Annotated in this window: 26 protein-coding genes and 1 tRNA gene; 16 read left to right on the top strand and 11 right to left on the bottom strand. The window is 33.7% G+C overall.

Going from position 1 to position 24144, the window contains the following annotated elements; genetic code table 11:
* Positions 1-64 precede the first annotated feature (64 nt).
* Both AC1RRQ_RS16070 and AC1RRQ_RS16075 read right to left on the bottom strand, forming a co-directional pair.
* Positions 65-1054, bottom strand: a complete 990-nt coding sequence (locus tag AC1RRQ_RS16070) for a hypothetical protein (protein WP_493024050.1) — start codon at positions 1052-1054, stop codon at positions 65-67.
* Between the two features lie 81 nt (positions 1055-1135).
* The gene (locus AC1RRQ_RS16075; RefSeq protein ID WP_493024051.1) at positions 1136-1435 is read right to left on the bottom strand and encodes a DUF8108 domain-containing protein; all 300 of its coding nucleotides are present in this window, start codon (positions 1433-1435) and stop codon (positions 1136-1138) included.
* A 119-nt stretch (positions 1436-1554) separates the two neighbouring features.
* On the opposite strand from AC1RRQ_RS16075, the gene AC1RRQ_RS16080 reads away from it, so the two are divergent.
* From AC1RRQ_RS16080 to AC1RRQ_RS16105, 6 genes are all read left to right on the top strand, one after another.
* Positions 1555-2139: an RNA polymerase sigma factor gene (locus tag AC1RRQ_RS16080; RefSeq protein ID WP_493024052.1), complete on the top strand. Its 585-nt coding sequence runs from the start codon at positions 1555-1557 to the stop codon at positions 2137-2139.
* Positions 2140-2141: 2 nt separating this feature from the next.
* Positions 2142-2864 (top strand): tetratricopeptide repeat protein, encoded by a 723-nt coding sequence (locus tag AC1RRQ_RS16085; protein ID WP_493024053.1) that lies wholly within the window; start codon positions 2142-2144, stop codon positions 2862-2864.
* A 160-nt stretch (positions 2865-3024) separates the two neighbouring features.
* Positions 3025-4668: a S41 family peptidase gene (locus tag AC1RRQ_RS16090; protein WP_493024054.1), complete on the top strand. Its 1644-nt coding sequence runs from the start codon at positions 3025-3027 to the stop codon at positions 4666-4668.
* 330 nt (positions 4669-4998) lie between these two features.
* Entirely contained in the window at positions 4999-5778 is a 780-nt protein-coding gene (locus AC1RRQ_RS16095; protein WP_493024055.1) for a TatD family hydrolase, read from the top strand.
* A gap of 64 nt (positions 5779-5842) precedes the next feature.
* On the top strand, positions 5843-6979 hold the full coding sequence (locus AC1RRQ_RS16100) for a 1-acyl-sn-glycerol-3-phosphate acyltransferase (RefSeq protein ID WP_493024056.1): 1137 nt from the start codon (positions 5843-5845) through the stop codon (positions 6977-6979).
* Complete coding sequence (locus AC1RRQ_RS16105) at positions 6969-8000, top strand: asparaginase (RefSeq protein ID WP_493024057.1); 1032 nt, start codon at positions 6969-6971, stop codon at positions 7998-8000. The genes AC1RRQ_RS16100 and AC1RRQ_RS16105 overlap by 11 nt, the downstream gene beginning before the upstream one ends.
* A 151-nt stretch (positions 8001-8151) precedes the next feature.
* On the opposite strand, the gene AC1RRQ_RS16110 is transcribed toward AC1RRQ_RS16105, so the two are convergent.
* Positions 8152-9393: an MFS transporter gene (locus AC1RRQ_RS16110; protein ID WP_493024058.1), complete on the bottom strand. Its 1242-nt coding sequence runs from the start codon at positions 9391-9393 to the stop codon at positions 8152-8154.
* Positions 9394-9484: 91 nt separating this feature from the next.
* Between AC1RRQ_RS16110 and AC1RRQ_RS16115 the strand changes: the two genes are divergently transcribed.
* Both AC1RRQ_RS16115 and AC1RRQ_RS16120 read left to right on the top strand, forming a co-directional pair.
* Complete coding sequence (locus AC1RRQ_RS16115; protein WP_493024059.1) at positions 9485-10366, top strand: LysR substrate-binding domain-containing protein; 882 nt, start codon at positions 9485-9487, stop codon at positions 10364-10366.
* A gap of 51 nt (positions 10367-10417) precedes the next feature.
* Positions 10418-10504, top strand: a tRNA-Ser gene (locus tag AC1RRQ_RS16120).
* Positions 10505-10536: 32 nt separating this feature from the next.
* On the opposite strand, the gene AC1RRQ_RS16125 is transcribed toward AC1RRQ_RS16120, so the two are convergent.
* Positions 10537-11640, bottom strand: coding sequence for a sensor histidine kinase (locus AC1RRQ_RS16125; RefSeq protein WP_493024060.1), 1104 nt, complete (start codon positions 11638-11640; stop codon positions 10537-10539).
* Positions 11641-12010: 370 nt separating this feature from the next.
* On the opposite strand from AC1RRQ_RS16125, the gene AC1RRQ_RS16130 reads away from it, so the two are divergent.
* The 8 genes from AC1RRQ_RS16130 (at position 12011) to AC1RRQ_RS16165 (ending at position 18401) form a co-directional block, all read left to right on the top strand.
* Positions 12011-12373 carry an S-adenosylmethionine decarboxylase family protein gene (locus AC1RRQ_RS16130; RefSeq protein WP_493024061.1) on the top strand — a complete coding sequence of 121 codons (363 nt, stop codon included), beginning with the start codon at positions 12011-12013 and terminating at the stop codon, positions 12371-12373.
* A gap of 3 nt (positions 12374-12376) precedes the next feature.
* Complete coding sequence (locus AC1RRQ_RS16135) at positions 12377-13612, top strand: DUF4178 domain-containing protein (RefSeq protein ID WP_493024062.1); 1236 nt, start codon at positions 12377-12379, stop codon at positions 13610-13612.
* 1 nt (position 13613) lies between these two features.
* Complete coding sequence (locus AC1RRQ_RS16140) at positions 13614-13799, top strand: hypothetical protein (RefSeq protein ID WP_493024063.1); 186 nt, start codon at positions 13614-13616, stop codon at positions 13797-13799.
* Between the two features lie 13 nt (positions 13800-13812).
* Complete coding sequence (locus tag AC1RRQ_RS16145; RefSeq protein WP_493024064.1) at positions 13813-14028, top strand: DUF350 domain-containing protein; 216 nt, start codon at positions 13813-13815, stop codon at positions 14026-14028.
* Positions 14021-15541, top strand: coding sequence for a polyamine aminopropyltransferase (locus tag AC1RRQ_RS16150; RefSeq protein ID WP_493024065.1), 1521 nt, complete (start codon positions 14021-14023; stop codon positions 15539-15541). The genes AC1RRQ_RS16145 and AC1RRQ_RS16150 overlap by 8 nt, the downstream gene beginning before the upstream one ends.
* Positions 15516-17144 (top strand): NAD(P)/FAD-dependent oxidoreductase, encoded by a 1629-nt coding sequence (locus tag AC1RRQ_RS16155; protein ID WP_493024066.1) that lies wholly within the window; start codon positions 15516-15518, stop codon positions 17142-17144. The genes AC1RRQ_RS16150 and AC1RRQ_RS16155 overlap by 26 nt, the downstream gene beginning before the upstream one ends.
* On the top strand, positions 17122-18141 hold the full coding sequence (locus tag AC1RRQ_RS16160) for a hypothetical protein (RefSeq protein ID WP_493024067.1): 1020 nt from the start codon (positions 17122-17124) through the stop codon (positions 18139-18141). Before AC1RRQ_RS16155 ends, AC1RRQ_RS16160 begins: the two co-directional genes overlap by 23 nt.
* A gap of 83 nt (positions 18142-18224) precedes the next feature.
* Positions 18225-18401 carry a hypothetical protein gene (locus AC1RRQ_RS16165; protein ID WP_493024068.1) on the top strand — a complete coding sequence of 59 codons (177 nt, stop codon included), beginning with the start codon at positions 18225-18227 and terminating at the stop codon, positions 18399-18401.
* A gap of 89 nt (positions 18402-18490) precedes the next feature.
* On the opposite strand, the gene AC1RRQ_RS16170 is transcribed toward AC1RRQ_RS16165, so the two are convergent.
* The 7 genes from AC1RRQ_RS16170 to AC1RRQ_RS16200 all read right to left on the bottom strand — a co-directional run bounded on the left by AC1RRQ_RS16170 (position 18491) and on the right by AC1RRQ_RS16200 (position 24118).
* Positions 18491-19267, bottom strand: coding sequence for a hypothetical protein (locus tag AC1RRQ_RS16170; RefSeq protein WP_493024069.1), 777 nt, complete (start codon positions 19265-19267; stop codon positions 18491-18493).
* Positions 19268-19309: 42 nt separating this feature from the next.
* Complete coding sequence (locus AC1RRQ_RS16175) at positions 19310-19816, bottom strand: GNAT family N-acetyltransferase (protein ID WP_493024070.1); 507 nt, start codon at positions 19814-19816, stop codon at positions 19310-19312.
* 74 nt (positions 19817-19890) lie between these two features.
* Positions 19891-20856, bottom strand: coding sequence for a nitrilase family protein (locus tag AC1RRQ_RS16180; protein ID WP_493024071.1), 966 nt, complete (start codon positions 20854-20856; stop codon positions 19891-19893).
* 69 nt (positions 20857-20925) lie between these two features.
* Complete coding sequence (locus AC1RRQ_RS16185; protein WP_493024072.1) at positions 20926-21750, bottom strand: AraC family transcriptional regulator; 825 nt, start codon at positions 21748-21750, stop codon at positions 20926-20928.
* A 14-nt stretch (positions 21751-21764) separates the two neighbouring features.
* Positions 21765-22307, bottom strand: a complete 543-nt coding sequence (locus AC1RRQ_RS16190) for a cysteine hydrolase family protein (protein ID WP_493024073.1) — start codon at positions 22305-22307, stop codon at positions 21765-21767.
* A 201-nt stretch (positions 22308-22508) separates the two neighbouring features.
* Positions 22509-23270: an SGNH/GDSL hydrolase family protein gene (locus AC1RRQ_RS16195; RefSeq protein WP_493024074.1), complete on the bottom strand. Its 762-nt coding sequence runs from the start codon at positions 23268-23270 to the stop codon at positions 22509-22511.
* A 65-nt stretch (positions 23271-23335) separates the two neighbouring features.
* Positions 23336-24118, bottom strand: a complete 783-nt coding sequence (locus AC1RRQ_RS16200) for a DUF3050 domain-containing protein (protein ID WP_493024075.1) — start codon at positions 24116-24118, stop codon at positions 23336-23338.
* Positions 24119-24144: the final 26 nt, after the last annotated feature.

Here is a 24144-nt window from a genome sequence, read left to right on the forward strand (position 1 = left end):
AGGATTAAATGTAAAAAAAAGTGATGAGCAAATCATCACTTTCTCTTAAAAAAGCATTTGTAAGTTACTGAATGGCATTAATTGCAGCAACAAGCTGAGCTTCGGTACCGACTGTTGTTTCGGCAAGGGTAAAAGTATAAACGTCGTTGGCAGCAACGGTTACGGCTTTAATTGCATATCTCCATTGACCATTAGATTCTGTCGCAAAAATCACGTGACATTTTAATCCAATTGGTATTTGGCCATAGTGTTCGCTAAATAATCCTGCAGGCGTATAAGTATCTAATTTTGCTAATGCATTTGTTCCTTCACCATCGTAAGAAAGGTAAACAGCGCTGTTTGTATTATTATATCCGTCTGGCGCTTTTACCAAAAGAGTCGTTTTTGGTCTAGGATCGCTGTAAAAACGGTCCACATTTGTCCATCCAAAGTTTCCAAAAGTGACATAATAATTGGCACCTTCGCCTTGTACACCGCCTTTGCCTCCGGTTCCGTCAGCATTTGCTTTTGCATCTCTCCATGCTAATTCTCCTTTATCATCGATAACACCAGTCCATAAAGTCATCGCATTATCCAGACCATCAGTTAAAGCAGTTGGAACAATCATATTCATATAGCATGAATTTTTAAGTTCAACACCGCCTTGTGTCGCTTTGATGAAAAATTCTCCACCTGAAATTAAAAGGTTTTTCTTTCCATCGGCAGTAATTCCCATTGTTGGTTTGTTGGTTACCAGCATATTTCCTTTATCAAAAAGTTCGATGTATTCAATATCAACTTGTCCGGTTACAGGATTTCCGTTTTTGGTTAAACAGTCTCCGTTAATAGATAGTTTTACTCCTTTTGCCGAAGTTAAAGTTACCACACCATTTCCTGCCGTGATGGTAAAGTTTTGAGTATTTCTTTTTACTCCTTTTTCACTAATGCTTTTAAATGCTGCTGAAGTTGGCGGTAATACAATATTATTGCTGTCATCGACATCGCTGTTATCGCAGCTTACAAAAGAGATTAGTAAAACGAATAAAAGTCCGATTGTTTTAAAATTTGTGTTCATAATTTCTGGTTTTTAATGATTATTATATTGATAGATGTTCGGGGTTAGCATTTTGTTACCCCTGTTTTTAATTTTTTTTATTTATGCCGAAAGACATTTGTCTTCAAACAGATTTCCGTCTTCGTCTACAGCCACAAGAATGCTTTTCTTCTGCGAAAGCGTAACAATTAAATAGATCCATACAATAGACCAAATCCCGAAAGTGAGACAGGTAAGAAACAAATGAAAAGTATGATTGACGGCTTTTTTTTCTTTAGATAAAACCACGTAAGGAAGTTTCTCATTGTGCTCTACGATTACGAATCCATTTCTGGTTTTGGCAGAAATCATTTCGTGAAATTGGGCTGAAGTTTTTTCGTTTGTAAATTGATACGTTTCCATTTTCTCTTAAGTTTTAACTCTTTTAAAAGATATTTGTTCCCTTATATCCACACCGATGATGAATTGTTACCCATTTATTTGAAATTCTTTTTTAACTTTATCTGATTAAAAGTTTTTTTATGGATAAAAACAAAGTACATCCTGACCAAATATATATTGACGGCCTTGCGCAAAACGACTCGGCAATTATTCAGTCCATATATAAAAAGTTTGTTCCTAAAGTTGTAATGTTTATTATGAACAATTCTGGCGATAGAGACCAGGCGCAGGATGTGGTTCAGGAAATTTTGATTTTGCTTTTTAATCAGGCCAAAGCCAATTCACTTCGATTAACCTGTCCGTTCGATGCTTATTTCTTTTTATTATGTAAAAGGAAATGGCTCAACGAACTCAAAAAAACATCAAATAAAGGGGTAACAATTATAGAAGATGCAGTATCTATGAATGAATCTGCACACGAGTTAATTGGACAAACCGAAGAATTTGATGAAAAACAGCAGCTTTTTGACACCATGTTTCAGAAATTAGGAGACAAATGCCAAGAACTTTTAAAGCTGAGTTTTGAAATTAAATCGATGGAAGAAGTGGCCGAAAAACTAAATGTTACATACGGTTATGTACGCAAAAAGAAATCTTTATGCGTGGGCCAGTTAACACAGTGGATTCAGGAAGCAAAAAACTTTAAATCTTTAAAAAACAATTAGTCATGAACGAAGAACGCTATATATTATTTGATCAATATCTTCAAGACGAATTAACGCCCGATGCTAAAAATGATTTTGAAAAACAATTGCTGCAAGATTCTGAATTTGCGTCTGAATTTGAGACCTTTAAAAATGTGCAGTTTCAGTTAGCAAACAAGTTTGAGTTTGAACAGGAAAGAGAAGCGTTTAAAGAAAACCTGACGAACATTTCGAACAAACATTTCAATAAGAGAACAAAAGTGATAGGTTTAAAACCGTGGTATCTTGCAGTTGCAGCTTCGGTTGCGGTGCTGTTTGGGTTATTCTTTTTTAACTATAACCAAAATCCGGTTTTTGGAGATTATAACAACCCAGAGCAGGCTAATTTTGCAGAAAGAGGAACGGTTAATGAAGCTTTAAAACAAGCCGAAGAAGCCTATAATACTAAAAGATACAATAAAGCTATTCCGTTTTTTGAAACCGTTTTATTGAAACAAAAAACAGCCGAAATTCAGTTTTTTTATGGCGTTTCTTTATTAGAAGAAAGTCATTATTTAAAAGCCGAAGCCGTTTTTAATGAATTGAAAACAGGAACTTCTGTTTACAAAGAAAAAGCAATTTGGTATTTGGCATTATCAAAATTAAAACAAAAAGATTACGATGGCTGCAAACAAATCCTGCAGACCATTTCTGAAGATTACGAAGACTACGATCAGGTTCAGGAGCTTTTAAACCAACTGGATTAGATTTTATATACTCAAAAAGCGAGAATATTAAAAAAAACAGAAAAAAATTACTGCTTTTACGTGAAACCTCAATCGAATTTAGAATTTTAGTTCTAAATTCGATTTTTGTTTTTATAAGAACTTACTTAAAAATAACCAAAGACATAACCAGCCCCAATTAATGAAAAAGATTACGCTATTTCTTTTTATTGTATTTTCTCAAACCATTTTCAGTGCGGTCAAAATTACCGAAACTGAAAAACTTGCTTTAACCTGCAAAGTTTGGGGTTTCTTAAAATACTATCATCCAAAAGTAGCGGGTGGAGAAGTAAATTGGGATAATCAGCTTTTAGAAAAATTACCTAAAATAGAAAAAGCACAAACTAAAGAAGAGTTCTCTTTAATTCTGGAAAACTGGATTGATGATCTTGGGCCTGTAAAAGAAATTGCTCCAATCGTTATATCAAAAGAGACAAAGGTTTTTGACAAGAATTTCGATTTAAGTTGGTTTAATGATAAGATATTTTCTAAAAAGCTTTCGAAAAAATTAAAATTTATTGAGGATAACAGGTTTCAAACCGATGAAGAAATAGGGCCGGGTTACAATCCGCTTAAAAACGGAAATTATTTTAATCTGAAGTTTGACGATAAAAACTCCAGAATCTTATGGTATTTTATGTATTGGAATTTAGTTGAATATTTCTTTCCGTATAAATATAAAATGGATCAGAAATGGGATGTAACTTTTAAGCAAATGCTTCCTTTAGTTCTTGAAGCAAAAAGCGAAGATGATTTTTTTACAACAGTACGCAAAACAGCTTCTAAGCTTGATGATAGTCATGTTGAATTTGCTTTATATAAGAATTCTGTATTTGAAGGAAGCAGGAGGTTTTTTCCTGCTGCCTGTAGAATAATCGATAACAAAATGGTAGTTACTGAAATTCTTGCCGATAGTTTGGCGCAAGCCGATGATATAAAAGTAGGCGATGTAATTACGAAAGTAAATAATAAAACTATTGCAGCATATATCTCAGAATACAGAGATTTATTTGGGGCTTCAAACGAGCCGACTCTTTTAAGTAAACTGGTTAAGAAAATTTTAAACAGCACTTCAGAAAAAGTGGATGTAGAGTTTTTAAAAGATGGTAAGTATACAACAAAAGCAATGACATGGCATGATTATCATGATTCTCACAGAAATGAATTTAAAAAAGGAGCTAAAAAGAAAAAGGAAAAATTTAAGCTTTTAGATGATAATATAGGATACGTAGACATGGGACGTATTAAAAGCGCAAATGTTCCGGATATGATTGAAAAATTAAGACCAGCCAAAGCGATTATTTTTGATATGAGAAATTATCCGCAAGGAACATATAATGATATTGCTAATTTTTTAAACGCTCATGAAGAAAAATTCGCCATTTATACACATCCAGACTTTAGTTATCCCGGAAAATTTAAATGGACAGAAGGGTCAATGTGCGGATCCGAAAACAAAGACAATTATAAAGGAAAAGTAATTGTACTGCTTAACGAAGAATCCTTAAGTCAGGCAGAATGGACAGCGATGTGTTTTCAAACAGCTGGCAATACAACCATTATAGGAAGCCAGACAGCTGGAGCAGATGGAAATGTAATCGAGCTTGATTTTGCCTCGTTTCATACCAGATATACAGGAATTGGGGTTTATTATCCTGACGGACGAGAAACCCAAAGAATAGGAATCATTCCGGATATTGAAGTAAAACCAACCATTAAAGGAATTCAGGAAGGAAAAGATGAAGTTTTAGATAGAGCTTTATTGTTTGTAGAAACAGGAAAATAAACTTAAAATATGTCATACTGAGCGATCCCGAGGTACCGGGGAGAAGGCCAAATAAGCAAATAGAAAAGAATTGGGGGTCTTTTTTTTCTGCCGACTTCTCCCGATGCCTCGGGATCGCTCATTACATAAAAACAAAAGAATCCGTTTTAATCTGTGTTTTCACGAAGTGAATCGGTGTTATCCGTGTTCTATTTTATGGCAAAGTGTATCTCTCAAGTATTTTCGTTACTCCTCTCAACAAAGCGAATCTGTTAAATCTGCGGGCCAATCTCTACTTAATTGGTATTCTTTTAATATTGTCGTAATTTTGACAACTTTAAAATTAGACCATTGAATTCAACACTCATTATTACCGATACCCATACGCACTTATATTCTGAAGAATTTGATCAGGATCGCGACGAAATGATTCAACGCGCTATTGATGCCGGAATTACACGTTTTTTTATTCCTGCAATCGATGCTGCTGCTACGCAGTCTATGTATGATTTAGAAAAAAACTATCCGGATAATATTTTCCTTATGATGGGTTTGCATCCCACTTATGTAAAAGATAATTATTTGGATGAATTAGCGCATGTAGAAACCGAATTGGCTAAGCGAAAATTCTACGCTGTAGGCGAAATTGGAATCGACTTGTATTGGGATAAAACACATTTAAAAGAACAGCAGATTGCTTTTAGAAGACAGATTCAATTGGCAAAACAATACAAATTACCCATCGTAATTCATTGCCGCGAAGCTTTTGATGAAATCTTTGAAATCCTTGAAGAAGAAAAATCTGAAGATTTATTTGGGATTTTTCATTGTTTTTCCGGAACTTTAGAACAAGCACAGCAGGCAATTTCTTATAAAATGAAATTAGGAATTGGCGGTGTAGTAACATTCAAGAACGGAAAAATTGATCAGTTTTTAAATCAAATCGATTTAAAACATATCGTTTTAGAGACAGATTCGCCTTATTTAGCGCCAATTCCTTACAGAGGTAAACGCAATGAAAGCAGTTATTTAGTCAATGTAATTTCGAAACTGGCAGCGCTTTATAATATTTCTGAAGAAGAAATTGCAGCGATAACAACTCAAAATTCAAAAGACGTTTTTGGGATTTAACCTGCGCCTTACAAAACTTTAATTTTTTTTTTGTTCTTTTGCCCACTTAAAACCAATATAAATAATGCAGAGATTTGATGCCATTCGACCGTTTTATGATTCCGAAATAAATGAAGCACTTCATGATGTTGTAAATCATCCAATGATGAAAACCATGATGAACTTTACGTTTCCGGAAGTGGAAGATGAGGTTTGGAAGGAACAGCTTAAGAAAACACATTCTATTCGCGATTTTCAATGCAATTTTATTTATAATACCATACAAAGGGTTCTCGAAAAAAGTTCTGAAGGTCTTACAACTTCAGGTTTTGAGAAACTGGAACCCAATACTTCTTATCTGTTTATCTCTAATCATAGAGATATTCTTCTGGATACTACTTTATTGAACGTTTGTTTGTTCGAACATGGTTTAGTCATGACAGCATCTGCAATTGGCGATAATTTGGTTAAAAAAGCTTTCTTGTCGACATTGGCTAAATTAAACCGAAACTTTTTAGTTTTAAGAGGATTAACGCCTCGCGAAATGCTGCAAAGTTCAAAACTGCTTGCAGAATACATAGGCCAGTTATTGCTTCGCGAAAATCGTTCGGTTTGGATTGCACAAAGAGAAGGAAGAACAAAAGACGGAAATGACGAAACCAATCCAGGCGTTTTAAAAATGATTGGAATGGGTTCTGACGAAGAAAACTTAATGGATTATTTTAAGAAATTAAAAATCGTTCCGGTTTCTATTTCTTATGAATACGATCCAACCGATGTTTTAAAAATGCCGCAATTAATGGCAGAAGCAAACAACGAAGTTTACGTAAAAGATAAAAATGAAGATTTCATGACCATTTTAAGCGGTATCATGGGAACCAAAAAAAGAATACACATTTCTGTTGGCGATGTTTTAGATACAGAGATTGATACAATTGTTGCTGAAAATGACAATGTAAACAAACAAGTTCAGGCTTTGGCACAAACAATTGATGATGTTGTTTTGAAAAACTATCAATTATGGCCTACTAATTTTATTGCTTACGATATTTTAAACGAAACAGATCGATTTGCTGACAAGTACAAGGAAAGTGAAAAATCGCTTTTTGAGCGTCGTTTAGAAATGCGTATCGGAAGCGATAATCCTGTTACCAGACAAGGATTTCTGGCAATGTATGCTAATCCGGTTGTCAATAAATTAAAATACCACGATGTCATCTAAAGCTAAAATACTTTTGATTTATACCGGAGGAACTATCGGTATGAGCAAAGACTTTGAAACCGGCGCACTTAAAGCGTTCAACTTTGGGAAATTACTCCAAAAAATTCCCGAAATCAAACAATTAGATTGTGAGATCGAAACGGTTTCTTTTGAAGATCCTATAGATTCATCGAACATGAATCCTGCAGAGTGGACAAAAATTGCAGAAATCATCGAAGAAAATTATGTTTCTTATGATGGATTTGTAGTACTGCACGGTTCAGATACCATGTCATATTCGGCTTCAGCATTGAGCTTTATGCTGGAGAATTTAGCCAAACCGGTTGTATTTACGGGATCGCAATTGCCAATTGGAGATTTGCGTACTGATGCTAAAGAAAACTTGATTACAGCGATTCAAATTGCGTCGCTTCAGGAAAACGGAAAACCGGTTATCAACGAAGTATGCTTGTATTTTGAATATAAATTATATAGAGGAAACAGAACCTCAAAAGTAAATGCCGAACATTTTAGAGCCTTTACAGCGCCAAATTATCCTGAATTGGTAGAATCTGGTGTACACCTAAAATTAAACTCACATTTATTTCTTCCTGTAAAAAAAGATGCTGCTTTGATTGTTCACAAAAACTTAGACAATCATGTTGCTATTATAAAAATGTTCCCGGGAATGAGCGAAATAGTTTTGGCTTCAATCCTGTCAACTCAAGGTTTGCGAGGCATTGTTTTAGAAACTTACGGATCTGGAAACGCTCCAACCGAAGATTGGTTTTTAAACTTAATCGAAAAAGCCATTAACTCTGGAATGCACATTGTAAATGTAACGCAATGTTCAGGCGGAAGCGTAAACATGGGACAATACGAAACCAGTACCGCTTTAAAATCTCTTGGCGTTATTTCCGGAAAAGATATTACAACAGAAGCCGCCATCACAAAATTGATGTATCTGCTTGGGCATAATATTCCGCAAAACGAATTTAAAGACGTTTTTGAAACGGCACTTCGAGGGGAAATCTCGTTATAAAATTCCAATATTTTAAATTCCAAATTCCAATTTCTCTCAAAATTTTGCAGAATTAATAAATTATCTTGGTCAACTTTGTCAAAGTTTTAAACTTTGACAAAGTTCTTACGACAAAGTAAATTGGAATTTGGAATTTTTTTATTGGAATTTATCAAAACTTAGAATTTCTATAAGGAACCGGACAAGTCTCTAAATCTTCAGAAGATTTATTTTTCTTGTAATACATATATACAATAACCGAAAGAATACAGATAATTCCCTGAATGGCAATCGTAGTTCGAACTCCAAGAGAGTGCGAAACACAACCAATAATTAAACTCCCAACCGGAATCATTCCCTGATACGCCATCATGAAGTAGCTGATACTTCTGGAACGCATGTTTACAGAACTGTGCGTTTGAATATAAATATTGATAGATGAGGTTTGTCCCATCATTCCTATTCCGCTTAAAGTCATACAAATTAAAGCGATGGTAAGACTACTTGAAACAGCTAGAATAATTACACTTAAACCCAAAAGTAAACTGGCTGCGATCAATAATTTACTCATATTTTCAGCAGATTTTAGATTGGCTAGATAAATAGCAGATAAAACAGATCCAATTCCGGCAGCACTTTCAAACCAACTGAAAGTTTCGGCATTTCCGTTGAAGATATCTTTGGCAAAAACAGGCATAAGTGTATTAAATGAAATCACAAATAAACTGCTGCAGGTAAGCATTAAAAGCATTCTTGCCATTTCGGTTTCTTTCTTCACATAATCAAGTCCTTCAATAAGATCGTCCAGCATATTTAGTTTGTTTTCGGCTTTAATGTGCGGCGTGATTTTCATTAGCATTAATGAAATTAAAACAGGAACATAGCTCACAAAGTTTCCAATGAAACAGATGTCTTCTCCGTATTCGTGCAAAATAATTCCTGCAAGTGCAGGTCCGGCAATACGGGCAAAGTTGTTCATTGTTGAATTAAGCGCAACCGCATTAGGAAGGTCTTCTTTATTGTCGACAATGTCAATCATCATAGTTTGGCGGCACGTCATATCAAAAGCATTGATAATTCCCTGAATTAGACTTAATGCTAAAATAAAGTTGATATTGTATATTTTGAAATAAATCAGTAAAGCTAAAGTCCCTGCTTGCAGCATAGCAAGAGATTGCAGGAATATTAAGGTTTTGTGTCGGTCGTAACGTCCAATGATACTTCCGGCCAGCGGTGCTAAAAATAAAGACGGAATCATGCTTAAAAAAGTGGCCAGTCCTAGTAAAAATACAGATCCTGTTATGCTGTAAACCATCCAGCTTACAGCAGTTTTCTGCATCCAGGTCCCGATAACAGAAACAGATTGTCCATAAAAGAATAACTTGAAGTTTTTTGATTTTAACGCTTTAAACATAACCTGAAATATTTTTTTACAAAGTTCGGGATTATGATTTCATTAGAAAAATTAATAATTTTACTGATAATAAGTAGTAAAACTTATCAATATGGAAATTTACCAACTCGAATATTTTATTAAAACTGCTGAGGTACTGCATTTTACAAAAGCAGCTGAATTGTGTTTTGTAACGCAATCCGGACTTTCGCAGCAAATAAAAAAACTGGAAGAAGAACTCGGAATGCCCTTATTTAAAAGGATTGGAAAAAAAGTACAGCTTACTGAAGCTGGTTCTGTTTTTTTAATTCACGCCAAAAAAGTGGTAGAAAATGTAGAAAACGGAAAACAGGCAATCGAAGATTTAAACGAAATGATTGGCGGTGAAATACGAATAGGTGTTACTTATATTTTTGGTTTATTAGTGCTGCCTGTTGTGAATGCATTTGCAAAAAGATATCAGAATTTAAAAATCATAGTAGATTATGGTACAACAGAAGCCTTAGAGCAAAAACTGATTAATAATGAACTAGATTTGGTTTTGGTTATTTCGTCGCATGAAATTGGTCCTCCAATTCAAAAAGTACCTTTGTTTACCTCAAATATGGTAATGGCGGTTTCAAAAAAACATTCTTTAGCTTCTTTAGAAAAAATACCATTTAAGAAAATAGAACAAGTGCCTCTGATTCTTCCGGGAAAAGGATCAAATTCCAGAGAATATGTAGAAATACTGTTTGTAAAACATCACATGAAACCGAAGATTTCTATAGAATTAAATTCGATTAATGCCTTATTACAAATGGTAGAAAACAGCGACTGGGCAACTATAGTAGCCGAAAAAGCATTAAAAGGCTGGGAACATAGCCTTAAAGCGATTCAAATTACAGGAGTTGCAACCAAACGAGAATCTTTTATGCTCACAATTGGAAGTTACCAAAAGAAAGCCGTAAAATTATTTATGGAAGAATTTAGTAAGAGTATAAACGAATCTTAAAAATTAACGTTGTGTAACTCGATTTTTTTTGTGTTATTTGCAGACCAAAATAGAGAGGTGTCCGAGTGGTTGAAGGAGCTAGCCTGGAAAGCTAGTATATGGGTAACTATATCGAGGGTTCGAATCCCTTTCTCTCTGCAAACCTCTTGTGAATTTCGCAAGAGGTTTTTTTATACTACCGGAATATAAATATCAAACTTAGCACCATGGTTTAATTTGCCTGTTGCCGTAATGATTCCTTGATGATTTTCTACAATCTTCTTTGCTATCGCAAGACCAATTCCAGTTCCCTTGTATTCTGTTCTGCTATGAAGCTGCTGAAACATTTCGAAAACACGATTTTCAAATTGCTGCTCAAACCCAATACCATTATCGCTGATTACGATATGGCAGTAATCAGATGATGACGGAAGATTCTTTGTTTTTTGTTTGGTATATAGACTTTCTATTGTAATACGGGGAATTTCTCCTTGTTTTGAAAATTTTAGAGCGTTACTTATTAAATTGCATATAAGTTGGTAAAACTGTGACGGTATTATGTAGGCGCAGCAATTTCCGGATACTTTTACAATTGCCTTTTTGAGGTTGATTTCTTCACTTAAATCTTCTATTACTTTATTTATAACGTCATTAATAGCAGCGTTTTCAAATTTCTTTTCGGTTACATTTGTGCGCGAGTACGTTAATAAATCGTTTATAAGTCCTTGCATATAAGAAGCAGCGACTTCGATACGTTCTAAATAATATTTTCCCTTATCAGTTAAATTTTGCTGTTCCTCTGTATTTATCCTATCTGTAAAAACCTGTATTTTTCTTAAAGGTTCTTGTAAATGATGACTTGAAATATAGGTAAAGGCTTCGAGTTCATTATTTATCAATATTAATTCTGTTGCTCGTTTTTCTTTTTCCTTATTTTGAAAAGTAAGTTCTGCATTAGCAATAATAAGTTCAGCGGCACGGTTTTCTTTTTCCTGATTTTGATATGCCAGTTCAGCATTGGCAATAACAAGTTCAGCCGCGCGTTTTTCTTTTTCTTTGTTTTGATAGGCAAGTTCATTATTTGCTATAACTAATTCTGCTGCGCGGTTTTCTTTCTCTTTATTTTGGTAAGCTAGTTCGATATTGGCAATAATCAGCTCTGCGGCACGTTTTTTCCGCTCTTCTATTTGCTGAGAAAGTTTTTTATTGACCAGCAGTAATTCGTCGTTATGATTTGCTTTATTCTTTTCTGGAGAAGCAGTAACATCAGGCGGAATATTCTTTTTTTCATTCATCTTTTAGCAGACATTTACCCAAATATAACCTAACTAGATTTAAAGTGTTTGTTTTAAATGTTATAAGTGAATTTATAATAAAAAACCAGCGCTATTACTGAAAACTGAAATTTATTTATTTTAAGTTTTTTCTTATGTTTTTTTTTAATGTTTAGGTAATTTAATAACCTGGAAAGTTGAATTGCCACAAGGAAGTCTTCAAAAGATAATTAAGAAAAGCAAATTAAAAAAAACAAAAGTTCTACTCCTTAAAAAAAAGAAAGAATCATAAATACATAGTCGCGAAAAGTTATTTTCAAAATACGGTTTCCCTCATTATTTTATACTAGAAATATTATATATTTGGCCCCTGTGTAATATAAATAACTTAATGGATTTACCTCCTTATTCGCCAGGATTACATAAACTGGTTACCCTGCATGTCGACGAAATTTCTAAGCTAACCAACAGCAAAGGCTTTGTTGATGCTACCAATTCTATTTTAGAAAAATATGAGCTTGAAAAGGTTGGTGCGGTTGTTCATAATTTTGACAATAATAGTTTTACAATCTCATTCTGTTTAAAGGAGTCTCATATTTGTATACATACCTGGCCAGAATACAATCAGCTAACGCTGGATGTTTATTTGTGCAATTATCTTCAGGATAATTCGCATAAAGTGCGTGCCGTGATGGCCGATTATATTGCCTATTTTGATGCAGATATTATTAAAGATTTTGAAATTAACCGATAAGATATGAAGATTCCTTGTTATATCTGTGATATTGAAACCGAATTAGAGGTTGGTTTTGAAGTAGTCAATTTTGTCTGTCCGCATTGCCAGACTTTATATGCTGCTGATAAAGATGGACAGTTTCGTCAAAGATCTCGATATAAAAATATTTATTTTGCATGTCCGCTTGTAATTGGTGAAGTCGGAAATTTTAGAGGAAGTAAATATAAAGTTACTGGAATTCTTAGAAAGAATATTCATCCCGATTTTGATTGGATTGAATTTATACTTCAAAACGACGCTAAAGAGTTTATCTATCTTTCGGTTTCTAATGGACATTGGATGATGTTAAGAGAAATGGAGGAAACTTTTGTTGTTAATGACCATCCCAAAGCATTAGACCACGAAGGAGTGTATTTTGATATATTTGAATATTCTGATGCTGAAATTATAAACGCAAAAGGATTTTTTGATTTTGAGCTTCCTCAAAATAAATTTATTCATTTAGTTGAATATATCAATCCTCCAAATATCATTTCTGTAGAAAGAATGAATGGTGTCGAAACAGCCTATTATGGAGAATATGTTAATAAAAGCGAGATCAAAAAAGCATTTCCAGAGGCGGTGCTTCCGTATCAGACAGGGACAAATATGATCCAGCCTTTTCCATTTGATATAAAAAATACAGCTATAATTTTCTGTCTCATTGCTTTGTTGATTCTTATTACGAATTGGTTTATTTACAGAGATCAGGTAGAGCAGCAGGTTTTCTCGAAAACAATGAAATTTACCGAGTTTGATAATAAAGAAATTACAAGCGAAAGTTTTGTACTTAATGGAGGCTCTTCGCCCATGACAATACAAGTTTCTACAGGGGTTGATAATTCCTGGGCGAATGTAAATGTGGCTTTGATCAATGAAGAAACAAATGACGAAATTTATGCCAATAAAGACATCGAATATTACCACGGTTATTCTGATGGCGAATCTTGGACAGAAGGAAGCTCTGTTGAAAAGTTTAATATTTGCGGTGTAAAATCTGGTAAATATCATCTTTTGATCACACCTCTTAAAGCACCAGAAGATTTAACCAATACTGAAATGCAGGTTACAGCAGTCTGGAATCAGCCCTCTAGCCGTAATGCTTGGTTTGTAATTCTTTTTATGTCGGGTATATTTGCGGTGATCTATTTCTTTAAGTACCAATCTGAAAAAAGCCGATGGGCAGACAGCTCTTATTCTCCTTATTCTGAAAATTAACATGAAGAAAATTTCTGATTTTATACTGCAAAATTTAGCTCCTTTCATAATTGGATTCTTTTGCTTTGGAGTTTATATCTATTTTGCTCTTGCAGGAAATAGAATCTGCGATTGCGAAACCACAGAAAATTACAAATCAACAACAAGCGGAAGCCGTTCATCATACAATCATTTTTACCACAAATAAAAAAATAGTCAATATGGAATTAATTCATGCACAGCCAATAGTAAATTCAATCATTTATTCTTTTTTAGGAATTGTTATTTTATTAATTGGTTATTACATTATAGAAAAACTCACTCCAGAAAATACATGGAAAGAAGTTGTAGAAAAAAATAACGTTGCTGTTGCTATTGTTTTGGCAGCATTCATCATCGGGATTTCGATGATTATTAGTGCCGCAATTCATGGGTAAAAAGTTTCTTAGGTTTGAATTTCTTTTACTTTTTGCTGTATTTATAATAGCCACCTGCGGACTTATTTATGAGTTGGTTGCAGGAACTCTGGCGAGTTATTTATTAGGCGATTCAGTAAAACAATTTTCATTTATTATTGGCGTATACCTGTTTTCGATGGGTATAGGCTCGTTTTTTTCAAAGTTTTTCAATAAGAATCTGCTTAATACTTTTGTCGAAATCGAAATTCTGGTCGGGCTCATTGGTGGTCTGAGTTCAGTGGTTTTGTTTCTGCTTTTTGAAAGTGTAGGTTCTTTTCAGTTCATTTTATACTTATTTGTTTTTGTAACCGGATTTTTGGTCGGTTTAGAGATTCCGCTTTTAATGAATATTTTAAAAGACAGAGTAGAGTTTAAAGATCTGGTTTCGAATGTTTTTACTTTTGATTATATCGGAGCACTTTTGGCCTCGATATTATTTCCGTTGGTTTTGGTGCCAAAATTAGGCATTATGGGAACTTCTCTTTTCTTCGGAATGATCAATGTAAGTATCGCCATTGCCTTATGTTTTTTATTAAAGAGAGAATTAAAGAAACCGTCCTTATTAAGAGCAAAAGCCATTTTTTCTTTTGTAGTATTGCTGGCAGTTTTTATTTTTTCGAATGATATTCTCGCCTATTCAGAAGGGAAATTATACGGAGAAAACATCATTTATACCAATTCAACACCTTATCAACGTATTGTTTTAACGCATAATAAAAGCGACTATAGATTGTATTTAAACAACAATCTTCAGTTTAGTTCTGCAGATGAATATCGTTACCACGAAGCATTAGTTCATCCCGCAATGTCGATGGCAAAAAGCGTCAAAAACGTTTTGGTTTTGGGAGGCGGAGATGGTTTAGCAGTTCGTGAAATCCTGAAATACAAGGATGTTGAAAAAGTGACTTTGGTAGATTTGGATGAAGGAATGACAAAGTTGTTTAAAACCAATGCAGTTTTGACTAATTTCAATAAAAATTCACTGAATAATCCTAAAGTTAAGGTAATTAATACCGATGCTTATATCTGGGCGAAAAGCTGTAAAGAAAAGTACGATGTCGCGATAATCGATTTTCCGGATCCGTCCAATTATAGTTTAGGGAAATTGTATTCGCTTAATTTTTATCAGACCATAAAAACTATTTTACAGCCAGATGCAGCGGTTGTTATACAAACGACATCGCCTTATTTTGCCCCTAAATCATTTTGGTGCATCAATAAAACGGTGATGCAGGTGTTTCCTCAGGTAGATGCATATCACGCTTATGTTCCATCATTTGGAGAATGGGGATATACAATTGCCATAAATGGTTTTGGAACTACTTTTAATACCGTAAACCGAAAAGCAGAAAAGTTGAAATTTTACAATTACCAGTTTGACCGCTTAAATTATTTTACCAATGATATGATTTCGAACGAGATCGAAATCAATCGTTTAGATAACCAGATTTTAGTACGCTATTTTGATGAAGAGTGGGGAAAACTGCAATAAATCCAGAAGGAGTTTTATAAAAGTAATTGGAGCGGCTTTAATTGCGGTTCCGTTTCTGCAGTTTTGTTCCGATAAAATTGCGGTCATCATGATTCGTTTATCAGGTACCAAACATCTTCTGGGACATCGTTTATGGATAAAAGATTTTCCTAAACCAACAAAACAAATCCAGATTTCGTATCTAATTGTTGGCGGAGGAATTTCTGGTTTAAGCGCCGCGCGCCAATTTCAGAAAAAAGGAATTACCGATTTTTTGATTGTAGAACTAGAAAATCATTTGGGCGGAAATTCTTCTAACGGAGAAAACAAATATTCTAAATATCCTTTAGGCGCACATTATCTGCCGCTGCCCAATTTTCAAGATAAAGAACTGCTTCAATTTCTTGAAGAAGAAAAGATCATTTTAGGTTACAATGAAAAAGGATTTCCTGTTTTTGATGAACTGCAGCTGACTTTTGCGCCAGACGAACGCCTATTTTATAAAAATAATTGGCAGGAAGGCGTAGTTCCAAAAGAAGGAAATTTGGTTTCAGACGATTTAGAGTTTGAGAAATTCTTCAAAAAAATGGATGCTTTTAGAAATGCCAAAGGAAAAGACGAAAAGTATTTATTTGATATTCCGCTTTATCTTTCCTCATCAGATACAGAAACCAGAGTCTTGGATAAAATTACCATGAAGCAATGGTTTGCCAATAATCATTTTACGTCTGAGCCTTTATATAATTATATCGATTATTGCTGTAAAGACGATTTTGGTTTAGGAATTGATTATGTTTCGGCTTGGGCGGGAATTCATTATTTTGCTGGGAGAAAACAAGATTCTACGTCCGAAAAACACGATAGCGTTTTAACTTGGCCTGAAGGAAATTCGCGTTTAGCCAATCATTTAAAAAAATATACTAAAGACAAAACTTTAAAAAATCATTTAGTTTATGAAGTCAAAGTCGAGAATAATAAAGTAATCGCAAAAGCTTTTGATGATGTCAATAAAACATCCGTTGAAATTATTGCTGATAAAGTGATAATGGCTTCTCCGCAGTTTGTAAATCAGTATTTGATCAAAGACAGAAAGGCGTTTACTAAAGATTTTTATTATACACCTTGGCTTTTAGCAACGTTGATTGTAAATGATTTATCGGATAATTTTAGCTTTCCGCTTTCATGGGATAATGTAATTTATGATGCCAAAGGTTTGGGATATGTTTACGATCAGCATCAGACAGTAAATCAAATTCAGAATAAAAAAGTGATTACGTATTATTATAGCTTTTCGTCGGCCGATTTGAAGAAAACCAGAAAAGAGCTTTACAAAAAAGATAAAGAATACTGGAAACAATTTGTTTTGAATGATTTAAAAATTGCGCATCCTGATATTGAAGAATATACAGAAGATATAGAAGTGTTTCTTTTAGGTCACGGCATGATTTCGCCTGCTCCAGGATTTATTTTTGGTGAAGCGAAGAAAAATGCAAAGCAGAATATTCAAAATAAGATTTATTTCGCCCACAGCGATTTATCTGGAATCTCGATTTTTGAAGAAGCTTTTCATCAGGGAATTAATGTTGTAAATGAAATTGTAGATGGAACAACCGTGGATTCATAAAGCCAAAACCGATCTGACTTTTATTATTGGCCCATCGTTTTTTGTATTGGCAATTATCTTTATTTTTCAGGATTATATTACTCAGATTGAAGAGAATTACTCTTTTTATACCTGGCTTTTATTGATCGTTTTTATAGATGTAGCGCACGTTTATGCAACTTTATTTAAAACCTATTTTGTAAAAGAAGAATTTCAGAAACAAAAGAAAAGATTGATTCTGCTTCCGCTTATTTGTTTTGTTACCGGAATTGTGCTTTTCTCATTTGGCAGTTTAGTTTTTTGGTCATTTTTGGCTTATGTAGCTGTTTTTCATTTTATCAGGCAGCAATACGGTTTCATGCGATTGTATGCAAGAAAGGAAACTAAAACGAAAATTTCAGTTTGTATTGATAATTTGACGATTTATGCCTCAACTGGATATCCAATGCTGTATTGGTTTTTTTCGTCTAAGCGAAAGTTCAACTGGTTTGTAGAAAATGAGTTTTTCAGATTTGAAAATCAGCTGATTTTAGAAACGCTGTTTTGGATTTATATTGGAATTTTGATTTTGTATGTTATCTATACCGCGATAAAATCTATTCGAAATCAGTTTTTTAATATTCCGAAAAACAGTATTATTCTCGGAACAGCTTTGTCTTGGTATTTTGGAATTGTATCTTTTAATGACGATCTGATTTTTACTTTATTGAATGTTGTTTCACACGGAATTCCATATATGGCTTTGGTTTATTTTAAAGAAATTGACGGAAAATCGGTATCAGAATTAGGAGGTTTGTCTTTCTTGAAAGAATATAAAGGGCTTTTGATTTATATTGGAATTCTCCTTTTAATTGCTTTTTCTGAAGAATTTCTTTGGGAAATTTTGGTATGGAATGAAAACATTAGCATTACAAATTTTGATTTTTCGAGTTGGCAGATTTTTTTAGTTCCGTTATTGACCGTGCCACAGTTTACTCATTATTTATTGGATGGTTTTATTTGGAAGTCTAAAAAGTAAACATAAAGCCAGATTTCAAATTTCAAAGCAATATTTTATAAGAAAATATTTACTATTTTTGTATTTTAGAAAATATAAGAATTATGGAAATCAAAAATCAAGTATTAGATGCTATAAAAAAAGCAGGACAGCCTGTAAATGCAGGTAAAGTAGTTGAATTAAGTAAATTAGATCGTAAACAAGTAGATAAAGCAATGAAGACCTTGAAGGACGAAGGTTTAATAGTTTCTCCTAAACGCTGCTTTTGGGAAGCAAAATAAATTTGAAAAGACAATTTTAAATTGAAACCAAAAGACCTTGAAAAACTACTTTTAAGGTCTTTTGGTTTCAATTATCTAAAAACTATTGCTTATTTAGATCTTGAAGAATCTAATTTTTTGATTTTTTCCTCAAGAACTTTAATTTTTTCATTCTGTTTCTCAAGCTCAATTATCTTTTTGTTTTGTTCTATTACATAAAGAGTTAATTCTTCTATCTTCTGTAAAAATTTGGAGTTTAGATTACCTAAATCTGTCCCGTTTTCTTTCATTTCTTTGGCAGTAGCAACTTCAGGTAAATGCTTTTCAGTTTTCACAAATTTTTCTAGTTCATTTAATGGCAGCAATTTGTAATCTTTTTCAAAAACGAAATCTGCACCATCCAAATTTACTTTAATTTCATTAGCTCTAATTGCTCCATTAACATCTAGTCTATAGCTTGTATTTTGCTGACTGGATTTTCCGATCAATAAATTGCCATTTGCTATATAATGATTTGAAGCACCACTAATTTTTAGACTTCCAGATGATTCAACATCATTTTTAGAATCGAGTAGTGTAACCCATTCTGACCAAGTGTTATCGGCATAAAATGCTTGTCGATATCTAATTTTTGAGTTATCCCAGCCTCCAAAATTTAATTGACTGGTTTGATGATTAACAAAACCGTAAATTTCTAAGATAGTTCCATACGAAGTGGGCCCTCCAGTATTATAACTATCCCATAATCGTAACGACATTGGGCTTATTCCTGTTCGTGGAGGTGCTGAAAAATCATTTCTATGATGATTAAAAGTTAGTTCTTCAATTTGAGAATAACCACATATTGGTACTATGGCAAAAAATAAAATAAGTTGTATTTTTTTCATTTTATAAAGATTTACTGTTATTAATTAAAAAACGATTGTATTCTAAAGTTTAATCTCAAACAAACTAAAAGAACCTTCTTTATAATGTTCCGGTAATTCGGTTGTCCATTCAATTGTGCTTATTCCTTTGTATTCGAAACCGCAGCTGGTGTAATATTTATTGATTCTTTCGTTTCCGCTGTGCGTATCAAGCCTAATATATTCTTTGTTTTTTTCTTTGGCGTATTCCTTAACCCATTCTATAATTTTTTTAACGTACGATTGTCCTCTAAACTTTGGGTTTGTAGCAATACGATGTAAATAAACTGCCGGATCTTTGCTGGCTTCTTTCCAGATAATTAAATCGTTAAAAGTTAACACAAAGGTACAAGCAACTTCGTCTCCTTCTTTGATTACAAAATGACGATCCTCGGCAATTTCCTTTTCTATTAATGCTCTTTCAAAACCTCTCCAGCTTTTATTATTTACTGTTTTTTGATAAGATGTAGCTTCGTTGTAAATATCGAAAACAGCATCGATATCTTGGATTGTAGTTTTAAAAAATTCCATTATTGAGGATTTATTCTGTAGATTAATGAATCTTCAAAGATAAATCTTTCAATAGCTTTAGAGGGCCGAAATACTTAATTTATGTTTTTTTTATCAGAATTCAGCCAAACCACATTTTGCTCTGATTCGTGATTTTGACCAATAATATCTCTATATAACTCTGGTCTTCTAGCTTTTATATAGCGATGCCCTCCAGCCTGAATGCATTTTTCCGGCGTAAGTACAGCCGTTACAAAAGAATCATCAAAAGTGCGGCATTCGGCTAAGATATCTCCAAAAGGATCGATAATCATAGAACAGCCGTTTTTTAATTGATCGTCGTCCATACCAATTGGGTTTGAAAATATCGTGTAAATAGCATTGTCGTACGCTCTTGCTGGAAGCCATTTCATTAACCAGTCACGGCCTTTCATTCCGTCAAACTCTAATCGTAGCGAAGTTGGGTCTGTTTCGCGGTTTTCCCAAAGCTGAGGTGCTACAAAGCCAGCGCCAGGTCGGGTAGAAGGTGTACACATTGTTACGTGAGGCATAAATATAATATCGGCACCCAAAAGTTTTGTAGCACGCACATTTTCGATAATATTGTTGTCGTAACAAATTAAAATACCGCATTTCCAGCCTTCAATTTCAAAAATACAATAACGATCTCCTGGCGTTAAATACGGATTTATAAACGGATGCAGTTTTCTATATTTGGCCACTAAACCATTTTTATCTACGCAGACATAAGCTTTAAAGAGATTGTTGTTTTCGTCTTTTTCAAAAAGTCCGGCCAGTATTACAATGTTGTTGTTTTTGGCAATTTCAGTCAATTTTAAAATACTTTCTCCATTGGGGATCAATTCTGCTAAGTCCAGCATTTGTTCTTTTGATAAACTTCTTGCAAATGTATATCCGGTTATAGAACATTCATGAAACGAAATCACATCGCAGCCTTCGGCTGATGCTTTTTGAGAAAGTTTTTCGATTACAGATAAGTTGTAGGTTTTGTCGCCGCTTTTGTTTTCGAACTGAGCTGTGGCTATTTTTAGATTTTTCATATACTGCGCTATTAATTTTAGTCAAAAATAGCGGCAGGAATATTTTAGAAATTGTACAAAACCGACATTTTAGAATATCGACGGCGGAAATCTTTTGATAAGATTGTTGGTTAATTTTCCACTGCTGTACAAATATTCTTTTGGCGTTATTCCGGTATGTTTTCTAAATTCTTTTATTAAATGAGACTGGTCAGAAAATCCGACATCGTAACAAATTGTGGTAAGATTGGTATCGTCAGGTTTGTCTTTTAATAATTTTAAAAAATGATGTAGTCTTACAACGTTGCCAAATTTCTTAGGATTTAATCCAATACATTCTTTGAATTTTCTTTCGAGATGTCTTTCGGTATAACCGGTATATTCGACTAATTGTTTTATAGAGAATTGTCCTTTATTGTTGATAATAAAGTGTAAAGAATGATCTATTATAAACTGATTTGAGGCTGGTTTTGCCGCAATTAAAGACTTAAAAAAAGAATTCAATAACTGAACCCGAATTGAGTTGTTTTGTTGAAACAGGCTTTCCTGAAGCGCTGTGATTTTTTCGTCGAATATATCTTCAACAGGAATAATAGCATCGTGAAATTCATTGGCCGGAATTCCTAGTAATTGATGGATTCCGTTGGGCTGAAAAACGACAATAATCAGCGTTATTTCATTTTCAGAATAAAGGTCTTTAAAACCATTTAGCTGTCCATATAAAAAGGAAGCGGGCAGATATTCTTTTACTTCGTATTTATTAATTCCAGAAATGAGTTTGCTTTTTACCGAAAAGACAATACCGGTATTACCATCAGAAAACAGACGAAATTTTTGTACAGCAGTTTCGGTATTATCTAGAAACAGATAATGCTTAATATACGGCGATAACTCTTTTGGAGGTGAAACTTGCATGTTTATAATCGGTTTTATTCCAAATCAAGATTGCCTTTTACTACGGCGCCTTGACTTTCTAAATTTACTAAAACTTCTTCGATTCTGTGCTGCACATCGTCTCCGGTTTGAATTAATTCTTTTAGAAGCACTATTTCATAACCTTCTTTAAGAGCATCAAGAGCGGTTTGTTTGATGCAGTATTCTGCCAGAAAACCACATAAAACAAGTCGGCGGATTTGATTTTCTTTTAAGAAGTTTTTAAATTCCTGAGATGAAAAACTGCTGTGTTCTGTTTTTGAAATTAAAACGGAAGAATCATCGTAATCCAGGTCAATTTCATGCCCTTTTGTGCCTTCAATACACATTGAAGTATTAGGTGCAAATTGATCTTTTTGATAATTAGAGAAAATAATCACGAATTTATTCTTGTCGAGCTTTTTGATTAATTCGTTTATTTGATTTTTAACTCGCTGTATGTGATTAATGGGATGTCTTTTTGCATAATCTCCGTCAAGATCTGTAAAGTCTTTTTGAGGATCAATAATGACGAGAAGTTCTTCGGGAGCTAATTTCATGAGTGTTTAATCTGCTTTATGAGAGCTGGCTTTTAGCAAAATTAGGTATATTTTTTCTGAAAAAACTAAAATTTCTTATCCAGCCCCGATAGAAGCGATATCCTCTATTGGTCTCGTTAAAGAAACGAGACCAATAGAGATATAGCGTATAGCGGGAATAAAAGTGTTTTGAAAATTGATTTTCTGCTCCATGAAAAACAGCTAATCCTGCAGTATCATTTTTACTTTTGGAAGTATGCGGTCTACAAACATTTTATAAGCTAGTTCTGATGGATGCAAACCATCTGAGGCAACTAAGCTGGTATTGCTTAAACCGTTTTGCGTAATATCGGTAATTGAGATAAAGCTGATGCCTTTACTCATGCAGTAGCTTTGTGCAGTGTTATTGTATTTTGTTATTTCGGCTGAAACTTTATTTTGGTTTTCGGCAGTGTAATTTGAAGCAAATGGAGTGTAGGTGTAATCAGGAATCGAAAGTACGAGTACGTTTTTTTTGTCGCCTTTTGCTAATGTGATAGCCTTGTCTAGTAATTGCGGAAATTCCTTTTCGTAGACGCTAAAATTCATGTGCTGATATTGATTATTAACACCAATTAAAAGTGTCACTAAATCATAATTAGAATCAGGATTTACGCCGTTTATTGCCGAGATTAGATCTGAAGTTGTCCAGCCGGTTTGGGCAATTACTTTTAAGGAGAAACTGGTTTGAGGATAAAATGCTTTTAAACTTGCTTTTAACTGTTCAGGATATCGGCACGTTTCGCAAACACTTTGACCAATTGTATAACTGTCGCCCAAAGCGAGATAATTGATCGATTTTGAGATAGGATTATTAGGGTTTGTCTCTGGCGGGGTAACTTCTGGAGGTGTAATAACGGTTTCAGAATTTGATTCATCGGTACTGCAGCTCAGTAAGAATATAGAAAGGATAACAGTAACTATTTGTTTGAATTGTGGCTTCATAATTTGTTTAAATTAGTTTGGGCTTCTTTAAACAAATAGTTACGTTAAATGTATTGTTTTGGTTTTTAAACCATTTCAGCTTTCATGATAATTTCTTCTTCAATGGCGTTCCAAAGTCCGATGCGTTTTTCTAAAGCCAGGATCGAAACTTCTTCTACTTCTTTCCATTTTTGAGCGTCATCTTCGCATAGATCAGTAATCATCTGCATGGCCATTGGTCCGTGTTCATCAGCATCTAATTCGATGTGTCTTTCGAAATAATAAAGCAGTTTGCTTAAATCTGTATCTGGAAAATTCTTTTGAAAGTTTTTCAGGATTTCGGTAAACATACTCGGAATCAAATCTTCTCTTCCAAAGGTAAACGCAGCAGCAATTTGATGTGGCTTTCCTTCTTCGATAACTCTAAAAGTAAAGTCCAGAAAAGCTTTAATTTCAGGATGAAGCGAACTTTGTTTAATGGCAACAAAAATATTATGAAGTGAATTTACAGAGTCTAAAAATTTATTGATTTCTGTTGTATCTGCACCACAGTCTACCATTGCTTCAAGATACATTTCGTAATGGCTTTGTCTTCTTCCGTCGATACTTAAATCTGTTTCTTCGGCCAAAACAATTTCGTTAATTAAATATCTTGTTTCCGGGTTTTTAGTAGCAAACCATGGAGTTGTTGTGCAGGTTAATTTGGCTTGTAATGCTTTTAATAAAGACATGAAATCCCAAACGGCAAAAACGTGATTTTGAAGAAAACTATGTAAATCGTCAATCGTTTGGATTTTGTTGTAAAGTGAATGTTTTAAAAGCTGTTCTTTTTGTGGTTGAATGCTATTGTTTATAGTTTCAATATTCATTGATGTAAATTTTGGTGCAAAGATAA

This window comes from Flavobacterium sp. GW821-FHT12A05, from assembly GCF_058807735.1.

Coding starts and splice junctions, on each gene's coding strand:
- AC1RRQ_RS16070 (WP_493024050.1), bottom strand. CDS start 1,054: ATGAACACAAATTTTAAAACAATCGGACTTTTATTCGTTTTACTAATC.
- AC1RRQ_RS16075 (WP_493024051.1), bottom strand. CDS start 1,435: ATGGAAACGTATCAATTTACAAACGAAAAAACTTCAGCCCAATTTCAC.
- AC1RRQ_RS16080 (WP_493024052.1), top strand. CDS start 1,555: ATGGATAAAAACAAAGTACATCCTGACCAAATATATATTGACGGCCTT.
- AC1RRQ_RS16085 (WP_493024053.1), top strand. CDS start 2,142: ATGAACGAAGAACGCTATATATTATTTGATCAATATCTTCAAGACGAA.
- AC1RRQ_RS16090 (WP_493024054.1), top strand. CDS start 3,025: ATGAAAAAGATTACGCTATTTCTTTTTATTGTATTTTCTCAAACCATT.
- AC1RRQ_RS16100 (WP_493024056.1), top strand. CDS start 5,843: ATGCAGAGATTTGATGCCATTCGACCGTTTTATGATTCCGAAATAAAT.
- AC1RRQ_RS16105 (WP_493024057.1), top strand. CDS start 6,969: ATGTCATCTAAAGCTAAAATACTTTTGATTTATACCGGAGGAACTATC.
- AC1RRQ_RS16110 (WP_493024058.1), bottom strand. CDS start 9,393: ATGTTTAAAGCGTTAAAATCAAAAAACTTCAAGTTATTCTTTTATGGA.
- AC1RRQ_RS16115 (WP_493024059.1), top strand. CDS start 9,485: ATGGAAATTTACCAACTCGAATATTTTATTAAAACTGCTGAGGTACTG.
- AC1RRQ_RS16125 (WP_493024060.1), bottom strand. CDS start 11,640: ATGAATGAAAAAAAGAATATTCCGCCTGATGTTACTGCTTCTCCAGAA.
- AC1RRQ_RS16130 (WP_493024061.1), top strand. CDS start 12,011: ATGGATTTACCTCCTTATTCGCCAGGATTACATAAACTGGTTACCCTG.
- AC1RRQ_RS16135 (WP_493024062.1), top strand. CDS start 12,377: ATGAAGATTCCTTGTTATATCTGTGATATTGAAACCGAATTAGAGGTT.
- AC1RRQ_RS16140 (WP_493024063.1), top strand. CDS start 13,614: ATGAAGAAAATTTCTGATTTTATACTGCAAAATTTAGCTCCTTTCATA.
- AC1RRQ_RS16145 (WP_493024064.1), top strand. CDS start 13,813: ATGGAATTAATTCATGCACAGCCAATAGTAAATTCAATCATTTATTCT.
- AC1RRQ_RS16150 (WP_493024065.1), top strand. CDS start 14,021: ATGGGTAAAAAGTTTCTTAGGTTTGAATTTCTTTTACTTTTTGCTGTA.
- AC1RRQ_RS16155 (WP_493024066.1), top strand. CDS start 15,516: ATGAAGAGTGGGGAAAACTGCAATAAATCCAGAAGGAGTTTTATAAAA.
- AC1RRQ_RS16160 (WP_493024067.1), top strand. CDS start 17,122: ATGGAACAACCGTGGATTCATAAAGCCAAAACCGATCTGACTTTTATT.
- AC1RRQ_RS16165 (WP_493024068.1), top strand. CDS start 18,225: ATGGAAATCAAAAATCAAGTATTAGATGCTATAAAAAAAGCAGGACAG.
- AC1RRQ_RS16170 (WP_493024069.1), bottom strand. CDS start 19,267: ATGAAAAAAATACAACTTATTTTATTTTTTGCCATAGTACCAATATGT.
- AC1RRQ_RS16175 (WP_493024070.1), bottom strand. CDS start 19,816: ATGGAATTTTTTAAAACTACAATCCAAGATATCGATGCTGTTTTCGAT.
- AC1RRQ_RS16180 (WP_493024071.1), bottom strand. CDS start 20,856: ATGAAAAATCTAAAAATAGCCACAGCTCAGTTCGAAAACAAAAGCGGC.
- AC1RRQ_RS16185 (WP_493024072.1), bottom strand. CDS start 21,750: ATGCAAGTTTCACCTCCAAAAGAGTTATCGCCGTATATTAAGCATTAT.
- AC1RRQ_RS16190 (WP_493024073.1), bottom strand. CDS start 22,307: ATGAAATTAGCTCCCGAAGAACTTCTCGTCATTATTGATCCTCAAAAA.
- AC1RRQ_RS16195 (WP_493024074.1), bottom strand. CDS start 23,270: ATGAAGCCACAATTCAAACAAATAGTTACTGTTATCCTTTCTATATTC.
- AC1RRQ_RS16200 (WP_493024075.1), bottom strand. CDS start 24,118: ATGAATATTGAAACTATAAACAATAGCATTCAACCACAAAAAGAACAG.